This window comes from Pseudobacteriovorax antillogorgiicola (assembly GCF_900177345.1).
Lineage (GTDB): Bacteria > Bdellovibrionota_B > Oligoflexia > Oligoflexales > Oligoflexaceae > Pseudobacteriovorax > Pseudobacteriovorax antillogorgiicola.
Genome location: NZ_FWZT01000024.1, coordinates 60,470 through 79,415, shown reverse-complemented (window position 1 = coordinate 79,415; position 18,946 = coordinate 60,470). Strand labels below are relative to the sequence as shown.

The following is an 18,946-nucleotide window of genomic DNA, read 5'->3' as shown; positions in this document are numbered from 1 at the left end:
GGGCTGAGATTTTATTCGCTTAAGATTTCACCTGTTTCAACCGAAGTAGAGCGCGCCAAGTGAGATTTGAGGGGAATACAATGTTAAAAGTTTTGAGGTTTCTGCTATCCACCAGCTTCGTCGTGGCATCGGGATCGGTGTATGCTACAACCGAAGCAACAGATCTTTTCTGTCAGAAGTATCCAAAAGCAACAGCCTGTGCTGACAAACCAACGTCCTGTGGTGTTTGCCATGCCGGACCACCATCACTTAATGACTTCGGTCAGAACATCAAAATGGAGCTTGACGGCACCATTACTGAATCCCTGCTTGTTGCTCTAGATAAGCTCGAAGACGGTGATAGCGATCAAGACGGGGCTACCAACATCGACGAAATTCTAAACGGCGGCGAGCCAGGAAATAAATCTGTGCAGCCCGCTGGTGAAATCAATGTCGAGTATGATATTGCATTAGCATACAAGCGGATGAAGTCTGTGTTTTGCGGAACCTCAGCTAGCTACCAAGATATGAAGCAGTTGGAAGCAGAAGGTGCAACATTCCTCCATAATGAATTAACTCAGTGTTTGGAAGGTGCCTACTGGAAGGATGAGGCCTTGCATCGAATTGCTGATGCGAAGATTCAGCCGCTTGCTACCATCGGCTACGGCGGCAATGTTGTGATCGGTGACTATCGTTGGGACTATTGGCTCTATTCTTACGTGATGACTGGCGATCGCGATGCCCGCGAGCTACTTTCTGCAACCTACCACATAGATGGCCGAACTGGTGAAAAGATTGAAGGCAACGTAAGGCGAGAAGAAGGTGCAACCCTCGGTGAGCGCATCGTCATTGCTGGTGGCCAGCCCCTTGCTGCGAACCGTCGTGCAGGTATGATGACAACCCAGTGGTTTATTTCTAACTTCACCATGTTTGCGGAGTTGCCAAGAAATACCGCCTCTCAGGTTTATCGGGCTTATCTTGGGCTTGATATAGCCAAGGGTGAAGGCTTGACACCGGTTCCAGGAGAACCAAGGGATGTGGATAACAAGAATATCGCGCAGCCAGCCTGTGCCGTCTGTCACAGTACTCTAGATCCACTTGCTTATGCATATTCAACTTATAACGGAATTGACCCGGTCAATGCGTTCTTGTTCAACTCAATAGGTACCTACAATGCAGGTCGCCAGCCTTGGGAATCAGATGGTGCGATCTTTGGCCAGCCAGTGAATGACCTCCTTGAGTGGGCTGAAGTCGCTAGAAATTCCGATGCGTTTAAGAAAAATCTTGTCAAAGACATCTTTCACTATGCACTCTCTCGTGACCCATTTGCTCATGAAGCGGATGAGTTCAAAGCTCTATGGGAAGGTCTTCCAGAAGATGCATATTCAGTGAATAAGATGATCCACAAATTTGTTGATACCAAAGCCTTTGGTGGGAGGGTTGTAAAATGAGAATAATTGTAACAGCTTTGTTTCTAGGGCTGTCTCTAGGAGCATGTACCAAAGGCAAGTTCAGCCTAGGAAATCGAACCGCAAAAAATGAGCCTGCAGCAGCAGGGGACCCGCAAAATAGTGAAAGCGAAACAACATCAGAAGAACGTAAAGTCATGGCAAAGTCAACCTTGGTTTGGAAGCGGTATCGCTCGCTCGAATCTGGAGTGGCAGCGGCTTTGAATGTTCCTAAGGAACAGCTCTGCGTGGAAGCAGGGCAGCACTCTTGTATCGATAAGGTTCATCTGACAGTTTTGGGTGGTAACGAGCCTTTTGACAATGGCCAGTATGAACGTGCCGATGCACCGTCGGTTCTAACCGCTCTTGCCGTAGATCGTGTGATCATTTCAGCCTGCAATACTCGCATTGCCATGGATAAGGCAGGAACAGCAGAGGTTTTCAAGCACTTTGCTCTTAGTAGCGCAAGTGTTACCGCTGAGCAAGCTCGTGCCCAGGGGACAGAGCTTTACCAGCGCTTCTTGGCTCGTGATCCAAGTAAGGAAGAACTCGATGTGATCGCAAATTTTGTGAGTTCAGCTGGTAACGGTGAGCAAGCTGCCCTAGCACTTTGCTACGCCATCGGCACTCATTCAGAAAACATCTTTTTATAACACTGGGGCTGAGGAACAACAAAATGACTAAGAATAAACTTTCAAGACGATCTCTTATCAAAACCAGTAGCGCCGCTGCGCTTGGGTCGATGGCTTTGCCCATGGGTGTTCGAGGCCAAGCTGCAGGTGATAAAAAATTTGTGTTCGTTGTGTGTGCAACAGGCGGAGCAAGCGTTATCGATTCATTTTTAGCGCCTAACTCGGGGGTGGCTGCTCATACTACAGTGCAACCAAACGGCTCAGGCCTGGTTGGGGTGGCCCCTCTTGATAACTCAATTCAAGGGGTGATTCCTTTAGGGAATGGTTACTCTCAGGTTACATTCTTGCAGAAGCACGGCGCTGATACTGCTGTTATGGCCCACGAAGTATCGAGTGTGAACCATATCATCGCTGCGAAGCGTGCTGTAACAGGAGATAATGTTAACGGTGGCCGTACGATTATGGAAGCAGCGGCCATGCAATTTGGCAAAAGCTGTATTCTGCCGAACCTAGCTCTATCCGGTGGTGGCTACGCACTCCATGGTGACGATGATACCATCCCAGCCATTGCCCGGGGTGAACCTATTACAGATCCATTAATGTTTGCTTTTGCAACTCACGGCTTTAAGGGCATCAGTAGCTTGAATGATCAGCAAGTCCTTGGTGCTCGAACTCTACGGGGGCAGCTTGAATCTGTATCGCGATTCTATGGCGATTTCAAAGGCAATCCTGTGCTTGATGCTTATCGTAAAAACCGAGATGAAATTGTAACTAATCTAGAAAAAGGCAATATGGTCAGCAAGCTGATGTTACTGGACCCTGCCGCCAACAATCTGGGTCAGTTCGGTTTTGAAGTGTCTGCGGATATGCAGGTTGTTCTAGAGAAATTTCCTGGCATGAACACCGATCCCTACGAAGCAAAAATGGCCCTCGCCTTTCTTGCTGCAAAAAATGGAATGTCGAATGCATTCAGTATCTCACCGAGCCAGTCGCCATTGATAACGGCTGCAGGAACACCAAACTCGCCGATTGCCTTCGACTGGTCCCATGTGGATCATCGAGGTGCTCAAAATGCGATGTGGAGCTACATGCTGAAGAGCATCGATGGCTTGATTGACCTTCTTAAGGTGACCGATATTGATGGAGATCCGGCCAAAGGTAAGATGTGGGATAAGTCTCTTATCTATATCGCCACCGAATTCGGTCGGGATAAGGTCGCTGGTGGTGGTAGTGGACACCACCTCAACAATGGTAGCGTGATTATCTCCCCAATGATCAATGGCAACCGGGCCTACGGAGCAGTTGATCCTGCTACAGGCTTGACTCATGGCTTCGATCCCACCACAGGTGCTCCAGATACTGCGATTCAGTATCACGAAAAAGATATCTACAGTGCAGTAGCTCAGGCTCTAGGGATTGAGTTTGATGGTCGAAAAGATAAGCCCATTATGGTGAAAGCCTAACCATAAACCCTCTTATACAAGCGTAAGGAGTGGGCAGGCGCTGCTGGCGCTCATACGTTTCTTCCTAGGTCCTCCGAAGGGGGGCCTAGTTCTCTAATCCAGTGGAAGGCAAGGTTAAACGACCTGCCGGTTTTCATCGTGCCAGAGCCTTGCAAAGGACTGGGCATCCCGCGGCGCAGAGTCCTTAAATCCGTTATCAAAAAAAACAAATGCTTCGGAAGCTTTCCTGGTCTCTGCCAGACTAGTCAACTCCTTCTTCAAGGCGAGTAGATCATCTGGTTCGTAGCCTTCAGGGTAGAGGCTTTCAGGAGCGTGAAAACGAGCATAGACGAAATCAGCGGTGCTGATGGCAGGGTTCGGCCAACGCTCCGCAGATTCTGTATAAACTATTGCGATATTGTTTGCCACTGCACACTCTAGCAACGAGTCCTTCATAAAACTAGGGTTGCGAATCTCAATGGCATGGCGGATGGTGACCTTGTTCGAGATGGTGAGATAATTTCGATCAGCTACCTTGTCATCGTGTTTCCGAGCTAGCGCAAGAGCTTGCTCAGCATCTTGCGGCAAATGTTTCATAAATTCGAGAACGTGAGGGCCAAAATGACCTTGAGGTGGCAGTTGCCAAAGGATGGGCCCCAATTTATCTTCAAGGCAAAACAGGCCGTTTGCGAGAAAGTTCGCCACCGGAGTCTTGCAGTCTTTTAGGCCACAGACATGAGTAATATATCGTGGGGCTTTGATCGCAAATATAAAGCCGTCTGGGGTATCATCGTACCAATTTTCGTAGTCTGAAGGCTTCTGTAGGCGATAGAAAGTCCCATTGATTTCGATGGTTTTTACCTTGCGACTGGCCCAGGAAAGTTGGTCCTTTGGCTTTAAACTTTGGGGGTAAAAGCTGCCTTTCCAGCCATCGTAGGTCCAGCCTGAAACCCCAACTTTTAGACTTTTAATCATGATGCAACCTCCCTACTCCGTTGTCGGGAAGCCCCTATCTGGCTGAAGCTAGCCAAAGTGAAGATGATCTAGATGTAATAATTCAAAATTTGATTATTGGTTAGAATCCCCGTAGGCAAGGCAAATAAGGTACAATAGTGTCATATATTTCGGAGGGATGAGCATGGCGAAAATCAAGCGTTTTTTTATAGTTGATGTTATGGCAATGGCCTATCGTACCTTCTTTGCTCTGGGGAGTAGCCAGCTATCTCGTAAGGATGGATTGCCCACTGGTGCGATCTATGGCAGCGCCATGTTCCTTAACAAGCTGCTTCAGGAGGAGCAACCAGATTATCTTGCATTCGTGAGTGATGCTCCTGGCCCCACCTTCAGGCACGAGATCTATAAGGACTACAAAGCCCATCGGGATGAAGCGCCAGCGGATTTAAAAGCCCAAATTCCCCACATCTTCGATCTCATTACGCGGTTTGGTTTTGATGCCATTCAAGAAAAAGGCTACGAAGCTGACGATCTGATCGGAACCTTTGCTAGTAAGTTCGCATCTGAGAAAGTTCATATCTACATCGTTTCGGGCGATAAGGATTTCTATCAGCTAGTAAGCGACCGTGTTTTTCTCTATGCTCCTAAACGCAACGATCGGATTGAAATTGTTGATATTGAAGGTGTCTATAAAAAATTCTCGTGCACTCCAGAGCAGGTGATCGACTGCCTTGCCTTGATTGGCGATTCGTCGGACAACGTTCCAGGAGTTAAAGGCATTGGTGAAAAGGGCGCTGCGCAATTGATTGAGGCTTACGGTAGCCTTGAAGGGATTTATGAAAACCTGGAGAAGATCACTGCTAAAAGGCAGCGAAACGGTTTGGAGAACTATCGGGGTGATGCTTTCTTATCCAAGGAGCTTGTCACGATTGATCGAAAGGTTCCCATTCCATTTAAACTAAAAGATTTTGCTTGCGATGCCATGACTGTTGCTCATCGACCCGAGATTTTGAATTTCTATGAAAGTATGGAATTTAAAGGGCTAGCACGGAAAATCACTAAGGCAGTTGCTCCCGAGGAGGGCACAGGAAAGGAGGTTGACGACAGGAACAAGAGCTTACCTCGTGCTAGCAGATCTGCAAAAGTAGTCACAGTAACTGATGATCAGATGGCTGATTTTCTTTCAAACTTACAAGAAGGAAGCCCAATTAGTGTCTGGGTCGAATTTGATGGTGACACCATGCCGTCGCGAAGGTTACGAAAGATTTGGATCAGTCACCTGAAACAGAATCTATGCTATGAAGTACCGCAAGATAGCGATGAACGCCTCATATCGATGACCTATATCAGCACCTTATTTGGTGATCGTAATCATATAAAGGTTGGCTACGATTTGAAACGAGTCGCTCAAGCCCTCTACAATGAAGACTTGTCCTTTGAGCTGCCGATTGTTGATATACAGGTCGTTGCATATCTCATTGATCCTAACGAAAATCGTCAGTCATGGGAACATCTTCTGGATCGCTATCTTGGTGTTCTTCCAGAGTCAGGGCAGGAGTCGTCTCAACTGCTTCGGCTTTACAATGAGATGATGAGCCATCTTAGACGGATGAATCTTGAGAGCGTTTTAGATGAAATTGAAATGCCTCTCCTTCCTGTACTCGCCAAGATGGAGTTTCGAGGAGTAGCCATTGATGCGTCTTATCTGATGGATTACTCAAGAGACCTAAACAAGAAGGTTCGAAGTTTAGAGAAAAGAATCTATAAGGAGGCGGGTCAGGAATTCAATATCAACTCCACCAAACAGCTCGCCGAAATTATGTTCGACGATCTGGCGATCCATGAGGAGCTTGGTGTTAAAAAGATTAAAAAAACCAAGACGGGATATTCCACTGATGAGTCTGTTCTGACGAGTCTTTCCGCTCATCCCCTACCAAAGCTCGTGCTTGAGTACCGAATGCTGACCAAGCTTAAATCTACTTGGATCGACTCTCTTCCCCAGCATATAGACAGTCAGTCTGATCGCGTTCATGCAAGCTTCCATCAAACAGTGGCGGCGACTGGGCGCTTAAGTTCTGATAAACCTAATCTACAGAATATTCCTATGCGCACTGATGAAGGACGCCTGATCCGCAAGGCTTTTGTTGCTTCGAAGGGGTATTTGTTACTTTCAGCAGATTACTCCCAGGTGGAAATCCGCTTGTTGGCGGGCATGGCGAATGAAAGCCATCTGATCGAAGCCTTTAAAAACGGCGAGGATATTCATACCGCCACTGCTGCAAAGATCTTTGGTATCGCACCTGAAGACGTTGATGTGAACATCCGTTCACGAGCGAAAGCTGTAAACTTTGGAATTCTTTACGGAATGGGTCCCCAGAGGCTTGCTCAGGAAACGGGGGTTTCTCTGACTGAGGCCAAGGACTTTATTCAAAAGTACTTTGCTGCCTATCCAGGGATCAAAAGCTTCACAGATGGTTTGATTCAGTCTGCAAAAACTCATGGTTATACGACCACTATCACTGGTCGTCGTCGCCCCGTCCCCGGCTTGGCTGATGGCAATCGGGCAGTGGCAGCTCGGGCTGAAAATATTGCTGTAAACTCACCGATTCAAGGGAGCGCTGCCGATATTATTAAGATAGCTATGATTCGTATTCACGCAGATCTAGAGCGAGAGCGATTGAAGGCCTATCTCATCATGCAGGTTCACGATGAATTGATAGTTGAATGTCACCAGGATGATGCTGACAAGGTAGCAGCGATTATCAAAGTGGGAATGGAGGAGGCTGTGAAGTTTCCGGTTCCACTCATTGTAGAGCAGGGGCAAGGGCGTACATGGTACGATGCTCACTAAAAAAGGGATTCGAGCAGAGGCAATCCGCTGCCAATTCGAATCCCTTTTGGTTCTCGCTACTTGATCGAAACCGACATCATACGATTTCGTACGTAAAATAATTTACTTAGCCTTAACGCGGATTGAAATCTGATCTCTACAATTGCAATCACGGTATAATCCATCAAGCTTAAAGCGTTTTAACTTACCTTCCAAACGCTCCGGTTTGATAGCTCGTCCATCGATGTATAAATCCCAGCCGTTATCGATTGACTCCTTGATATCATCTAGTCTCTCTGGCGGTATCTTCCAAGATTTTTTCGCTGACGGATCGTGCACGGTCGAGCCGTTGCCCGCTAAGCCAGACGATGCGGATATCAGAAGCAATATGTTAAGTATTAGTTTCATGCTAAACATCCTTTTTACCATGGCAGTCTTGGAGTTGTAGTTGTTGGCCCGTACCTATCATGTAGAACTCCGTGTAAGGTGAGGGATACCCGATTTAAATATAAAACGCCAATAAGAAATCTAGCGGAACCGGTTAAGCGTAGGAAATTATATGCTCACATTTTTCATTTGCAGAGCAGCTTCTCGCAAGTCGCTGACTGGCCGCTGGTCCAAACATGACGTCATATCTTCACAAAAAGGTCATTATTCTTTCAACCTACTAATATTAATAAGTTTATTACTCAAAATTTTGCCGTCGCGATCTTTTGCTCGTCGATCGACATCCTGTTATTTCGAGGACTTACAGCCTTGGCCTAGTCATTGCAATTACGCAAGGTGCAATGACAAACTAAGGGACGAGGAAATTGATGATGAGAACTATGATATGTATTGCGTTGACTGCTCTTCTTGCAATCGCGTGTGGTCGGAACAATCCCACATCACCTGATAAAACAGTAGATCTATCGGGTGATATGGATGAATTAAGACGAGAAAAAGAAGATGCCATTCAGCAACTCCAAACGACAACTCAGAACATTGAACTATTGCAAAGTCAGTTATCAATTTTAGAAACGAGCCAATCAGAGCTTAAAACAGCTTATGAGACCGACCTTGCAACTAAAGGGCAGGAAATTGAGCAAGCCCAGGCAGAGATTGCTCGTCTTGAGCAGCAGTTGCAGGATGCAACTAACAATCGTGCTGGTTTGCAATCAGAAGTCGATGCCCTCAAGCAAGACGAAAAAGCAGCGTTAACTGAGCTAAAAAACCTAAAAGCTCAAAGAGATCAAGCCCAGCAGACTGCAAATATTGAAGTTTCAAAGCTCAATACCCAGATCCAGTCAATGATGACAAGCTACAATGCAGAAACTCAGCGAGTGACTAAACTTGAAACTAGGAACAAAGAGCTACTGACTAAAGTAGATAACCTTAAGCGTGCTAACGCTGAAATAAAAGCCAAAGCAGCTGCACTCAGAACTGAAAATGAAAAACTTCAGGCTGAGCTAGCTAAGGCCAAGGAAGAAGTTGCAAACTTGGAAAGCCAAGTTGCTCAAATCGAAACTCAAAACTCTGCTTTAAGAGATCAAATTGCTACAACCCAAAGTGCTCTTAGCCAAGTAAAAACAGCATTGGCTGCTGCGGAAGCAACTTCAGAAACTATCGCAGGAATCATCGAGCAGATGGAACAGCGAGTCAATGAGCTTGATGGTCGAATTGATTCTGTCGACAATAAGATCAGCCAGACCCAGCAGGAAATCAACCAAGTTGAACAGCAAATTGCCGCTGAAAAAGCTGCAAAGGCTGCTGCTGAACGAGCTGCTGCTGAGAAAGCCGCCGCTGAAAAAGCAGCTGCGGAACAAGCTGCAAACCAGGGTGCCTAGTAGTTAGATTGAAACTGAACTCTTAAAAACGATAACGAGGATTTTTACGATGAAATATATAGCACTTTCCCTTTCAATTGCTTTCTTGGCTGCCTGTGGAGCTCCAAAAGCAGAACTACCTGAAAGTACAGGTATTGGGTTTAAATTAAGCGCCATCTCAGAGGAGAAGGCGGAGATTTCTGACAGTATCTCGACAGCCAATCAGCAGATTGATCTACTTGCAGGCCAGATTGATGCTCTAGAAGTTATGAATAATGACATCAAGAATGTCTATGAGGGACAGGTAAGCGACAAGGAAGATGAATTTAACGAAGTTGAGGCTGATATCGCTAGCCTTCAGGTGCAAATCGATAACGAGCAAAATGGCGAGCAAAAGCAAATGCTAGAGGCTGAGAAAAAGCAGCTTGAAGATCGTAAGACGGTGCGAGCGAAGGAAATCGCAGCCGCCAAAGCTGAACTTGATCGTATCAAAAAGCAATCTGACACCAATATCTTGAAGCTGAAAGGGCAGTTGGGAGATATCACAACGAAGTACAATGCTGCCTGTGCTAAGGCGAATAAGCTTGAAAGTGATAATGCTGCTTTAGATCAAGAAATTAGTAAACTAACTGCTGAAAATACTAAGGTTCAAGGTGAAGTTGATAAACTGACTGCGGAAAATGATAAACTACGCAAGGAACTTGAAGCTGCCCGAGCTAAGATTGATGAGCTGACTGCGCGCCTTGCTGAACTCACGGGAACAAGAGCGGAATTGGAGACGAGCTTAAACACAGAAAAGGATGGTCTGAGTGAAGCGAATCGTCAGTTAGCAGCAGTTCAAGCGAAAATTGAAGCTCAAAATGTAAAGCTCAAGGACTTGCAGGGAGTCATCTCTCAGAAGGAAAATGAGCTAGATCAGAAGCAGGATCAGCTTCAGGATCTGCAGCAGGAGCTGCAAGATAAAAAGAACGAACTCGGACAAGTACAAGCTTCATAAGCGAGTCCCGACTGGCTTAAGGATCAAAAGGAGTTTGGTTCTTAGCCTCCCCTGGTTAGCTATGAATAGAGGTTGGACGAAATAGGGCTTAAAACTCTTACCTTGAATCCATGGCTAACTTGGGGTTTTCATGCCCCCTCTTCCAGAACGGAAAGCCGTTGCCAACGCCGCGCAGATCCTTCATATATACGCTTCGTAAATAAGTGCTTTCCCGCTGACAACTAGAGACATCCTCCATGACTGAATTTTATAGTCGAAGTGACATGGAAAAGCAAGGTAAGTGGCTTGCCAACCGTGTTCTCAAGAATTTTAAGCATCGCCGCAAGCTTTTTAAGAAGCAAGGAACCGATGCTTTTCGTCTTTATGACTGGGATATCCCCGAGGTACGTGCCGTCGTTGATTGGTATGACGGCAACCTAGTCGTTGCCGAGTATGTGCGCCAACAAACCGAGGGAATTCCTTGGCTTGAAACCGTCGCTGGCTACGTAGCTGAAGCCTTAGGTGTGGCTGAAGACAAGGTCTTCCTTAAAAAAAGGCAGACTCGCCCCGGCACTTGGGCCAGGCGCTACGAGCGGCTTGACCAGAGCCAGCATCAAGTCATAGTTGCGGAACAAGGGCTCCGTTTTATCGTGAACCTAAGAGACTACCTCGACACTGGCTTGTTTCTCGACCATCGGCAAACCCGCGCCATGGTCCGCGACCAGGCCAGAGGCAAGTCGATACTTAATCTATTTGCATATACCGGATCGTTTACCTGCTATGGGGCGCAGGGTGAAGCCACCAATAGCCTGACCGTTGATCTATCCTCAAAGTATATTCAGTGGGCGCAAGACAACCTTGCCCTGAATGAGCTGACAGCGCCCCAACATCAATTTCTGGTCGCTGATGTTCTCGCTTTTTTGGATGATGCTATTGCAGACGGGAGAACCTGGGATCTCATCATTCTCGATCCCCCTTCGTTTTCTACAAGAAAAAACGCCTTTGAATTTGATATTCAACGGGATCACCCTTGGCTTCTTGAAAAGGTTCAGGCTCTGCTTTCTGCTGAGGGATCCTTATATTTTTCAACCAATCACGCTCGCTTCGAGATGGCCCCCACTGTTAAGGGGTTTAAAGATATATCGGGGCAAACTGTTCCTCCTGACTTTAAAAGCAGGAGACCTCATCAGTGCTTTCTTTATCAATGCAAAGGGACCATATCGTGACGCAAAGAAACGAACCTAAGGCAGTTCAAATAGGAAAAGTGCCCGAGATACTAGCCCCTGCAGGGGGCCGTGCGCAGTTCTTTGCAGCCTTAAATGCTGGTGCTGATGCGGTCTATTTGGGGCTTAAAGAATTCAATGCCCGTGGCCGTGCTGAAAACTTCAGTATAGAAGATCTTGAGGAGCTGGTGCCCCTTGCCAAAGATCAGGGGATGAAAGTTTTAGTGACCCTGAACATCTTGCTAAAAGATATAGAGTTTGATCGGTTGATCGAACGGCTATCCCAACTTCAATGGGTTGGTATCCATGCAGTTATCATTCAAGATTTAGGGGTCGCGCGGATCGTTCGTGACTATTTTCCTTCTCTAAGAATGCACGCCTCGACTCAGATGGCTGTGCATAACGTTCATGGGGTCCGCCAAGCGAAGGCTATGGGCTTTCAGAGAGTCGTTGTAGCCCGCGAACTTACAATTCAAGAGTTAAAACTGATTCACAAGGAGCTTGCTGAGACACCTGTCGAGATCGAAGCTTTTTGCCATGGCAGCCTTTGCTACAGCTACAGCGGCCTTTGCTTCTTCTCAGGGGCGGAAGATGCCCGCAGTGGTAACCGCGGCGAGTGTGCCTACACCTGTCGTAAACCCTACAAAATTCTGAACGAGCCGGGCCATGGTTTTCTTTTCAGCATGAAAGATCTTAATAGCAATCAAGATCTAGAGCGACTGGTTGAAGCTCAGGTAGACACGCTCAAGATCGAAGGTCGTAAAAAGGATGCGCAGTACGTGGCTACGGTGGTGGGGATGTATCGCAAGCGCCTAAACGAGATTTTTGGTCGCAATACAGCTCCTCAGGATCGCAGTTACATGAGAGATTTTAAAAAAGATATGGCCTTTAGCTTTCATCGCGATACCACATCATTTTTTATGAATGGCCGCTATCATGAGAACGTTATTGATCTGTCTAACCCTACTCATCGTGGCCTAGAGGTTGGCAAGGTGAGCCAGGTGAAGGGGCGGCAAGTGGTGTTTGACACTATGGAGCCTATCGAGCGTTTTGATGGCCTGCGCATTGACCCTGTAGCAGCGACATTCCACGCCAAGCCTCAGCACGGCTCCCAGGTGCAGGGCCATATGGGTGAAGCAACTCGTAAGTATGAAAACAAAATTTGCCAATTCTCGGTTCGTGATATGTACATCAATGGTAAGAAGGCTCCACGTGGCCAGAAAAGGCAGCGACTGACGATCAGCCTTCCCGATGAGGTTCCCCTTCCTAAAGTTGGCGATCCGATTTTTAAAACCCGATCCAACGAGCTGAAGCGAGTTACTGAAGCCTTAGCCAAACCCCGTGAAGCTCGTCTCATGGCCTTGAAAGAAATTGACCTTGATATATTTGCTGATAGTCACGATGGAGAAACCACGTTAAGATTCAAAGCTCACCTTCGCGGTCAAGAACTTGCGACCCATCAGTTTTCCTGGCCCGCAGAGAGACCTAAAAAGGCTGCTACCTTGGAAGACGATTTAAAGCGATCTCTAAGCCTCTTTGGGGATTTTAACTTGCATGCAAATCTTTCCGTCGAGGGTGACCTAAACTGGTTTTTACCAAGAAGTCAAGTCAAGCGATTGAAGCAGGACTTAGGGACTGTGATCCAGAAGGGTATAGAGACCTATACGCGACGCTCGATTCAAGGGGGCCGCCTTGCTATGAGCAGGCAACGAAGCTCGCTGCCCCCTGCTCTTGATGAAAGCTATACAGTTAAAATTGACCGTATGGAGTATATGGATTTTCTAGTCCAGTACAAACTAGACACAGGGTTCTCACCCGCCGAAATTATATTTGAACCCAAACGAGCCTTCTTGAGCGGTAAGCCTCAAGACTTGATGAAGGAGCTTTGGCTGAAGGCGCAGCATCTGGGTACGACCCTGCGCTTGGCTATTCCGACCGTTCTTAGGGCTTGGGATGAGGCAGTTGTCAAGCGTTATGTGTCAGCTTACTGGGAGCTGGGTGGTCGAGCTTTTGATCTGGGAAATGTGGGGGCGAAGAGTGCTCTCCAGGCTTGGGGTTACGAAACTAGCGACATGGTCTCTGATTTTACCCTCTATAGCCTTAACACGGCAGCGGTCGAGGAGCTTGGTGCTCTTGGCTTAAAGCGAGTGTGTTTGTCGGTGGAAGATGACGAAACAAGCATAATGACCAAGCTTCAGTCTTGGCCAGAGATAGGGGTACAGGCCGAGGTGATCCTTTACAAGGATACGCCGCTTTTCATTGCTGAAGCATGTTCCTTAACAGCCTTACATCACGGCTGTCCGACTGCAAAAGTTTGCGGATATCGTACGCTAGAGGTCGAAAATGATGAGGGCGAGCAGTTTCTTATTGCCCATGAAAGCTGTAAATCGATCGTCTATGGAAAGCAGGCTTATAGCATCAGTCACTATCGTGAGCGACTCCAAGCGGCCGGTGTGGGTTGCTTTAGGATTGATTTTTTGACGCGACCATACGATCAAAAAGGCTTCACGAATGTTTTGAATTCTTGTTTAACTGGGAGTAAGGTAGCGGATAGTCATGCGGCCAATTATAGCCGCGAGTTGCTGTAATACGAAAGGAACGTGGAATATGTTAAGAGCCCTAATGAGCTTTGCCCTGTGGTCTATATTTACTTCTCAAAGTTTGGCTGCGGCAGACAGCTATGGAAAAAAGCTTGATGCGACGATGACTTTGATCCAGAAAAAAGCGGATCACAACGATATTAAAAAGGCTGCACAAGACCTAGTGGATGAATCTCAGCCGATTTTGAAGAAGTTTGCAAAGAAATATAACCAGTGTGAAGAGTATCTTGGAGTTGTTCTCAAGGTTGCTGATAAACTGACGTCCATGGACCTTGATAAAATCGAAGCCGACTACCACCAGGACAAGGCTTTGCCAAAGGCAGAGAGCCGCTGTTACCATGCCAAAGATCTCCTGGTACATCCGGCAACAGTTGTCGTACTTGCCAAAAAGAAGCCTTCAAAGGACAACTATGCAAAAATGACAGCTGAATTGGCAGAGCTGAAAGCTCACTTGGCAGCTGTTACGGTGAATCTTGAAAAGTAAGCTATCCTAATTACAAGGGCTTTCTCAAGCCCTTGCTAACCTTTCCCTTGACTCTTATGACACACCTGGTCATTTTCCCTGCCACAACTTGATTGACGCTGGAAATATAGCTATATTGGCGAGCTATTTGGAATCACACTCAAGGAGAATGGGGTCAACATGTCAAGTTATTCTAGTGTACCCGACGATAGTCACAAGGCTCCCCGGGGCATCCCTTTCATTATTGCGAATGAGGCAGCCGAGCGTTTTAGTTACTACGGCATGAGAACAATCTTGGTCGTTTTCATGACCAAGTACATGATGGACTCTAGTGGTGCAAAGGACTTGATGTCTCCCGAAGAGGCCAAAGCCTACTTCCATCTTTTTAATTCTGGAGTCTACTTATTTCCACTTTTGGGCGCAATTCTGGCTGATTGGTTGCTTGGCAAATACAGAACCATTCTCTGGCTTTCCATAGTCTACTGCCTTGGCCATCTCGCCCTTGCCATCGACGAAACGCGCTTAGGCCTTGGTATCGGCCTCACCCTTATTGCCATTGGCTCAGGTGGTATCAAACCTTGTGTTTCCGCTCACGTTGGGGATCAGTTCGGCAAGAACAACAAGCACCTGATGGATAAAGTATTTAGTTGGTTCTATCTTTCTATTAATGTTGGTGCCTTCCTTTCGACGCTTTCTACTCCACTTCTACTTGAATACTACGGTCCGCATTTGGCCTTCGGTGTCCCTGGCGCCCTGATGCTTTTGGCTACCTGGCTTTTCTATGCTGGACGCAAGACCTTCATCCACGTTCCTGCTAGCGGCAATCAGTTTTTCAAAGAAACTTTTAGTGTCGATGGCATGAAGATTATCCTTCGCTTAGCTGTGATCTACTGTTTCGTAGCGATGTTCTGGGCTCTCTACGACCAAACAGCATCTGCTTGGGTTCTGCAAGCAGACAACATGGATCGCTACTTTATGGGAATCGAGTGGCTACCTTCGCAGATTCAAGCTGTGAACCCAATTCTGATTCTCACCCTAACGCCTCTCGTGACCTATGGCCTCTATCCCTTTCTACGGACTATAATTCCACTTGGTTATTTGACTCGCATGGGCATCGGTTTCTTTTTGACAGTGGCTGCGTTTTTGATCTCGGCTCTGATCGAATCATGGATCACCGCTGGCCAAACCCCTAGCATAGCCTGGCAGCTTCTAGCCTATCTAGTGATCACCCTGGCTGAAGTATTCGTTTCAATCACGTGCTTGGAGTTTTCTTACGCTCAAGCTCCAAAATCCATGAAATCCTTTATTATGTCTCTTTACCTAGTATCAGTCGCACTTGGTAACTTGTTTGTGATGGCTGTGAACTTTTTCATTCAGAACGAAGATGGAACGAGTAAGCTGGCTGGTGCAGACTACTACCTGTTCTTTGCGGGAACTATGTTTGTGGCGTCGGTTCTGTTTATCGCTGTCGCCAAGTGGTACAACAGCGAGGGGCCGAAAAGTAAGCCCCAAGGTGGTATCAAAGGGGAAGCCTTAGCGATTGAAAACGCTTAGTTTAGCTGCCAAAGCTAGCGAGGTAGAGATCAGTCGCGTCTATGTTTTCAAACTGGGCTCCAGGTAAGCGAGTCCAGTTTTTCCCATCATTCGAAGTTTCTACATGAATGCCATCGCAGCTGCTGCCTTGATCAAAGGCACAGCGGATGGCGATCCCTTTGACATTTGCTCCCTCGTCACCAAAATCGACTTGAACCCACACTGGTTTTATCTGGTTGTGAGGCGCTTGCTTTTGGAAAGATTCCGGCTGAGCGGCCCAGCCACCACGAGACTCCACACCATCGAACGCTTGCCAAGCCAACTCCTTCATGGAGTGATTCGAAGCGCTCAGTTTCGCTCGGTAGCCGGCGACTACTCCTGTGCGGTTGTTAATCATCTGGTTGCTTTGGTAATAGCCGCCGTCTTTAAACTGTATCTCCTGAATGCGAGCTGGCCCGTAAGCTGTGAGCGAGTCCACATAAACGCGATAGTATCTCCATGTGGGGCTAAGATTTGATCGAGCGATGAGATCCTGGTTTTGATAGACAGAGAGTTCCGCTTGCTCAAGAGCGCGGAAGATAGCATTCAGATCCCCTTGCTTGGCCCTAACTGTTTTGATGTGGGGCTTCGGAGAGTCTTCCAAGCTGAGGACCACGTCACTGTAATGAAGGCTTGTTAGCTCCCACGCGGCCTGGCCGATAGTCTTAGCCTTATGCCAATCTGAGGGGGCATTAAGGGTGACTTCCAGGGTCACTGAGTCAGCTCCCTGCTCCACGATTCTAGCCGCGATGTCCGCATCTGGGTTGTCCAAATTGCCAATGTTATCGTTGTCTTGTAGGAAGTCCTGATCCAGGAGAGACGACTCTGACGAGTGGCCAGTAGGTGTGAAGGACAGGTATAGAGAAATCGATGCGACGATTTTAAAATTCATATCTTATCTCCTGGGTGAATCTGCCTCCGAGTACTATTAAAGCTATCGGTGGCCTTCGGCAGACGCAAACGAAGAAAAGCAAGGACCCTGAATCCTTATGCAAAGGTCAAGGTCCTCGCCGGAGCTAAGACGAAAAGATCATAATATCAACCATATATCAAGGGATGGGATGAACCATCTGAGCCTTGTTACGGTAGATCTGGGGAAAATTTTCTGAAAGCCCGAAGTAGAGCTCGTGGGTTTCGGGGCAAATGGCTTTTGCCACATGGTATTCAGGGGTGGATGTACTGGATAGATCGGCAAAAATCATGTTGAATGAATCAGGTTTAGTTTCAGTCTTGACCGTAAGAAACTCACCAGCTAGCCACGCATCCAGGATCGAGGTGTTTTCAGGATACAGATAGTAGTCTTGATGAAATTGAGCATCCGGGGAAACGAGAGGAGCTTCTTTTGGTAACGGTTCACCCCATAAGAAAATGAGTCTTTGGAGTAGCTCTTGTTCCGCATGTTGAAAACTAAGTTCTAGGGATTCACTGCAATCGAAGGCGTAAAGACAAGGGGCTTTAAATTTGTATGAAGGCTTCGGTTTGAAGTAAACCATCACCGTACAAACGATTGAGCCTGTGGTCGTGAGATGATCTTGCCCTAGAAGATAGTAGTGCGGATCGTATATCTCGTGCAGTGGGTGCAGCGAACCAAGAGAGGAAGGGATACACCTTTTAGGGAGCGTCTGGCCCCGCCAAGATTCTAAAATGTGATGGCGCTCCATAAGCTCTAAACTTGCCCTCAGACAAGCTTCAGGCCAATTGCTATAAAGTGCGACTCCATTTGATTTCGATTTTTTTAAGCTCAAGCTCTGTTGGTTGTAGGTATCGTCACCAAAAACAAGTCGGCCTCTGCGCATCTCACGAAGATGCCCGTCTATGTCTCGAATGGGGAAAATCCCATCAGGACCCTTGGCTAGGCCTTCAAGTATCGCCGCTCTTTCGCAAAGCTCAAACCAGGCGCGATTGCTTGGGGTTTCAAGCAATGAGGCTGCTGCACCTATAGCCTGGCCAAACTTGGGATGGCTCGCTATCATCCCAACTCCAAAGATCTTGAGATTGCACACCGTCGCCGTTTCAACGAAGGGCGGCTCAAGTGTCCACTCTGCAAGCTGGGAATGCAAAACCTTTTTAAACTGCAATGTCATAGCTCACCTCGTAGCAATCTGTGCAAAACTGCTCGTATCGGCTTGCCGCCCGTCGGATTGTGTCTAAGAAAAGCGGCTCATATTGATTTAGATCAACAAGATTTGCAATTTCACTTTCCCAGTTCAACACATGGTTCTGATCAAGCTCAGCATGATTGCCAAGGATTGTGAGTGCGTCGGGAGGGATTTTTGAATTTTCTTGCAGTGATTTAAGCATATCCGGGGTTCCCAGAACGGTCATATATTCAGCCAGGAAGATATAGGCCAAGTAGCAGCCGGGGTCACTCAGGATCGTTTCGCTATTGAAGTCGATCAGCTCCTGCATGCTTGGCAGGATGGGAATATTACGAGCCTTGCTGCCGAGTGTCTGTTGGCGCTTAAGATCATTGGCAGCCCATTGGTCGTGGCCCTGCTCCTCAAGAAACTTATCCCTAAAGAAGGATTGGAGTGGCTCACGGTTTTGAGACGCGCTAGTTTCGATAGCAAGCTTTAAATGAACGGGCGTGTGTTCTACTAGACGTTGCAGATTAGTGGTAAAGACGGACAAGGTTTCTAATGATACTGGCTGGTAAAACAGCGCATGGTACAATGGGTTCTTCGATTTCATGTGAGTCAAGAAAGATTCGACTTCCCGCTTGACTGAAAGGAGCTGCTTCATCGGACCTCCTGAACCAGTTAATGATATATCATCCGTCTTTTTTAAGGATTAGAGACGGTCAGTTTCCGAAGCGAGATGGCTGTCAACGCCAGTTCAGAAACATATTTGCTGCTATCGTGTCTGCGCCGTAAATCGTGAATCGTTTTTCTGGTATCAGGCCAAATTATTGGAAATACTTGTGAATGACTCTGAGGCTGGCCAGGGTTTTTTATTAAAAAGTACAAATGTGCCTTCGGGGAGCCAAAGACTCTTACCACTCGAAAGAACTTTGTGAGGTAGC

Annotated in this window: 15 protein-coding genes; 10 read left to right on the top strand and 5 right to left on the bottom strand. The window is 47.1% G+C overall.

The genetic code is table 11. From position 1 onward, the window contains the following. Nucleotides 1-80 precede the first annotated feature (80 nt). The 3 genes from B9N89_RS25005 to B9N89_RS24995 are packed head-to-tail and all read left to right on the top strand — an operon-like array spanning nucleotide 81 to nucleotide 3,522. Nucleotides 81-1,430, top strand: coding sequence for a DUF1585 domain-containing protein (locus tag B9N89_RS25005; RefSeq protein WP_132323887.1), 1,350 nt, complete (start codon nucleotides 81-83; stop codon nucleotides 1,428-1,430). Beyond that, a complete protein-coding gene (locus B9N89_RS25000) occupies nucleotides 1,427-2,080 on the top strand; it encodes a hypothetical protein (RefSeq protein ID WP_132323885.1) in 654 nt (217 codons plus the stop codon). The genes B9N89_RS25005 and B9N89_RS25000 overlap by 4 nt, the downstream gene beginning before the upstream one ends. A gap of 23 nt (nucleotides 2,081-2,103) precedes the next feature. Next, nucleotides 2,104-3,522 (top strand): DUF1501 domain-containing protein, encoded by a 1,419-nt coding sequence (locus tag B9N89_RS24995; protein WP_132323883.1) that lies wholly within the window; start codon nucleotides 2,104-2,106, stop codon nucleotides 3,520-3,522. A gap of 114 nt (nucleotides 3,523-3,636) precedes the next feature. Here the strand turns inward: B9N89_RS24995 and B9N89_RS24990 are convergent, their stop codons facing one another. Beyond that, complete coding sequence (locus B9N89_RS24990; RefSeq protein WP_132323880.1) at nucleotides 3,637-4,476, bottom strand: DUF72 domain-containing protein; 840 nt, start codon at nucleotides 4,474-4,476, stop codon at nucleotides 3,637-3,639. A gap of 163 nt (nucleotides 4,477-4,639) precedes the next feature. Here B9N89_RS24990 and polA point away from each other — a divergent pair, with 163 nt between their 5' ends. Further along, nucleotides 4,640-7,306: a DNA polymerase I gene (gene polA / locus B9N89_RS24985; protein ID WP_159455618.1), complete on the top strand. Its 2,667-nt coding sequence runs from the start codon at nucleotides 4,640-4,642 to the stop codon at nucleotides 7,304-7,306. Between the two features lie 102 nt (nucleotides 7,307-7,408). Here the strand turns inward: polA and B9N89_RS24980 are convergent, their stop codons facing one another. After that, nucleotides 7,409-7,693 (bottom strand): hypothetical protein, encoded by a 285-nt coding sequence (locus B9N89_RS24980; RefSeq protein ID WP_132323876.1) that lies wholly within the window; start codon nucleotides 7,691-7,693, stop codon nucleotides 7,409-7,411. A gap of 410 nt (nucleotides 7,694-8,103) precedes the next feature. On the opposite strand from B9N89_RS24980, the gene B9N89_RS24975 reads away from it, so the two are divergent. The 6 genes from B9N89_RS24975 to B9N89_RS24950 all read left to right on the top strand — a co-directional run bounded on the left by B9N89_RS24975 (nucleotide 8,104) and on the right by B9N89_RS24950 (nucleotide 15,906). Continuing rightward, a complete protein-coding gene (locus B9N89_RS24975) occupies nucleotides 8,104-9,111 on the top strand; it encodes a coiled-coil domain-containing protein (RefSeq protein ID WP_132323874.1) in 1,008 nt (335 codons plus the stop codon). Nucleotides 9,112-9,160: 49 nt separating this feature from the next. Further along, nucleotides 9,161-10,087 (top strand): coiled-coil domain-containing protein, encoded by a 927-nt coding sequence (locus tag B9N89_RS24970; RefSeq protein WP_132323872.1) that lies wholly within the window; start codon nucleotides 9,161-9,163, stop codon nucleotides 10,085-10,087. 236 nt (nucleotides 10,088-10,323) lie between these two features. Then, the gene (locus tag B9N89_RS24965; RefSeq protein WP_132323870.1) at nucleotides 10,324-11,292 is read left to right on the top strand and encodes a class I SAM-dependent methyltransferase; all 969 of its coding nucleotides are present in this window, start codon (nucleotides 10,324-10,326) and stop codon (nucleotides 11,290-11,292) included. Continuing rightward, nucleotides 11,256-13,877 (top strand): U32 family peptidase, encoded by a 2,622-nt coding sequence (locus tag B9N89_RS24960; protein WP_132323868.1) that lies wholly within the window; start codon nucleotides 11,256-11,258, stop codon nucleotides 13,875-13,877. Before B9N89_RS24965 ends, B9N89_RS24960 begins: the two co-directional genes overlap by 37 nt. Before the next feature lie 19 nt (nucleotides 13,878-13,896). Next, complete coding sequence (locus B9N89_RS24955) at nucleotides 13,897-14,373, top strand: hypothetical protein (RefSeq protein WP_132323866.1); 477 nt, start codon at nucleotides 13,897-13,899, stop codon at nucleotides 14,371-14,373. Nucleotides 14,374-14,532: 159 nt separating this feature from the next. After that, on the top strand, nucleotides 14,533-15,906 hold the full coding sequence (locus tag B9N89_RS24950; RefSeq protein ID WP_132323864.1) for a POT family MFS transporter: 1,374 nt from the start codon (nucleotides 14,533-14,535) through the stop codon (nucleotides 15,904-15,906). Nucleotide 15,907: 1 nt separating this feature from the next. Here B9N89_RS24950 and B9N89_RS24945 read toward each other — a convergent pair whose 3' ends face one another. From B9N89_RS24945 to B9N89_RS24935, 3 genes are all read right to left on the bottom strand, one after another. Beyond that, complete coding sequence (locus B9N89_RS24945; protein WP_132323862.1) at nucleotides 15,908-16,816, bottom strand: discoidin/SUN/FTP domain-containing protein; 909 nt, start codon at nucleotides 16,814-16,816, stop codon at nucleotides 15,908-15,910. A 157-nt stretch (nucleotides 16,817-16,973) separates the two neighbouring features. Further along, nucleotides 16,974-18,008 carry a YcaO-like family protein gene (locus B9N89_RS24940; protein WP_132323860.1) on the bottom strand — a complete coding sequence of 345 codons (1,035 nt, stop codon included), beginning with the start codon at nucleotides 18,006-18,008 and terminating at the stop codon, nucleotides 16,974-16,976. Continuing rightward, nucleotides 17,992-18,666 carry an iron-containing redox enzyme family protein gene (locus tag B9N89_RS24935; protein ID WP_132323858.1) on the bottom strand — a complete coding sequence of 225 codons (675 nt, stop codon included), beginning with the start codon at nucleotides 18,664-18,666 and terminating at the stop codon, nucleotides 17,992-17,994. Before B9N89_RS24935 ends, B9N89_RS24940 begins: the two co-directional genes overlap by 17 nt. Nucleotides 18,667-18,946: the final 280 nt, after the last annotated feature.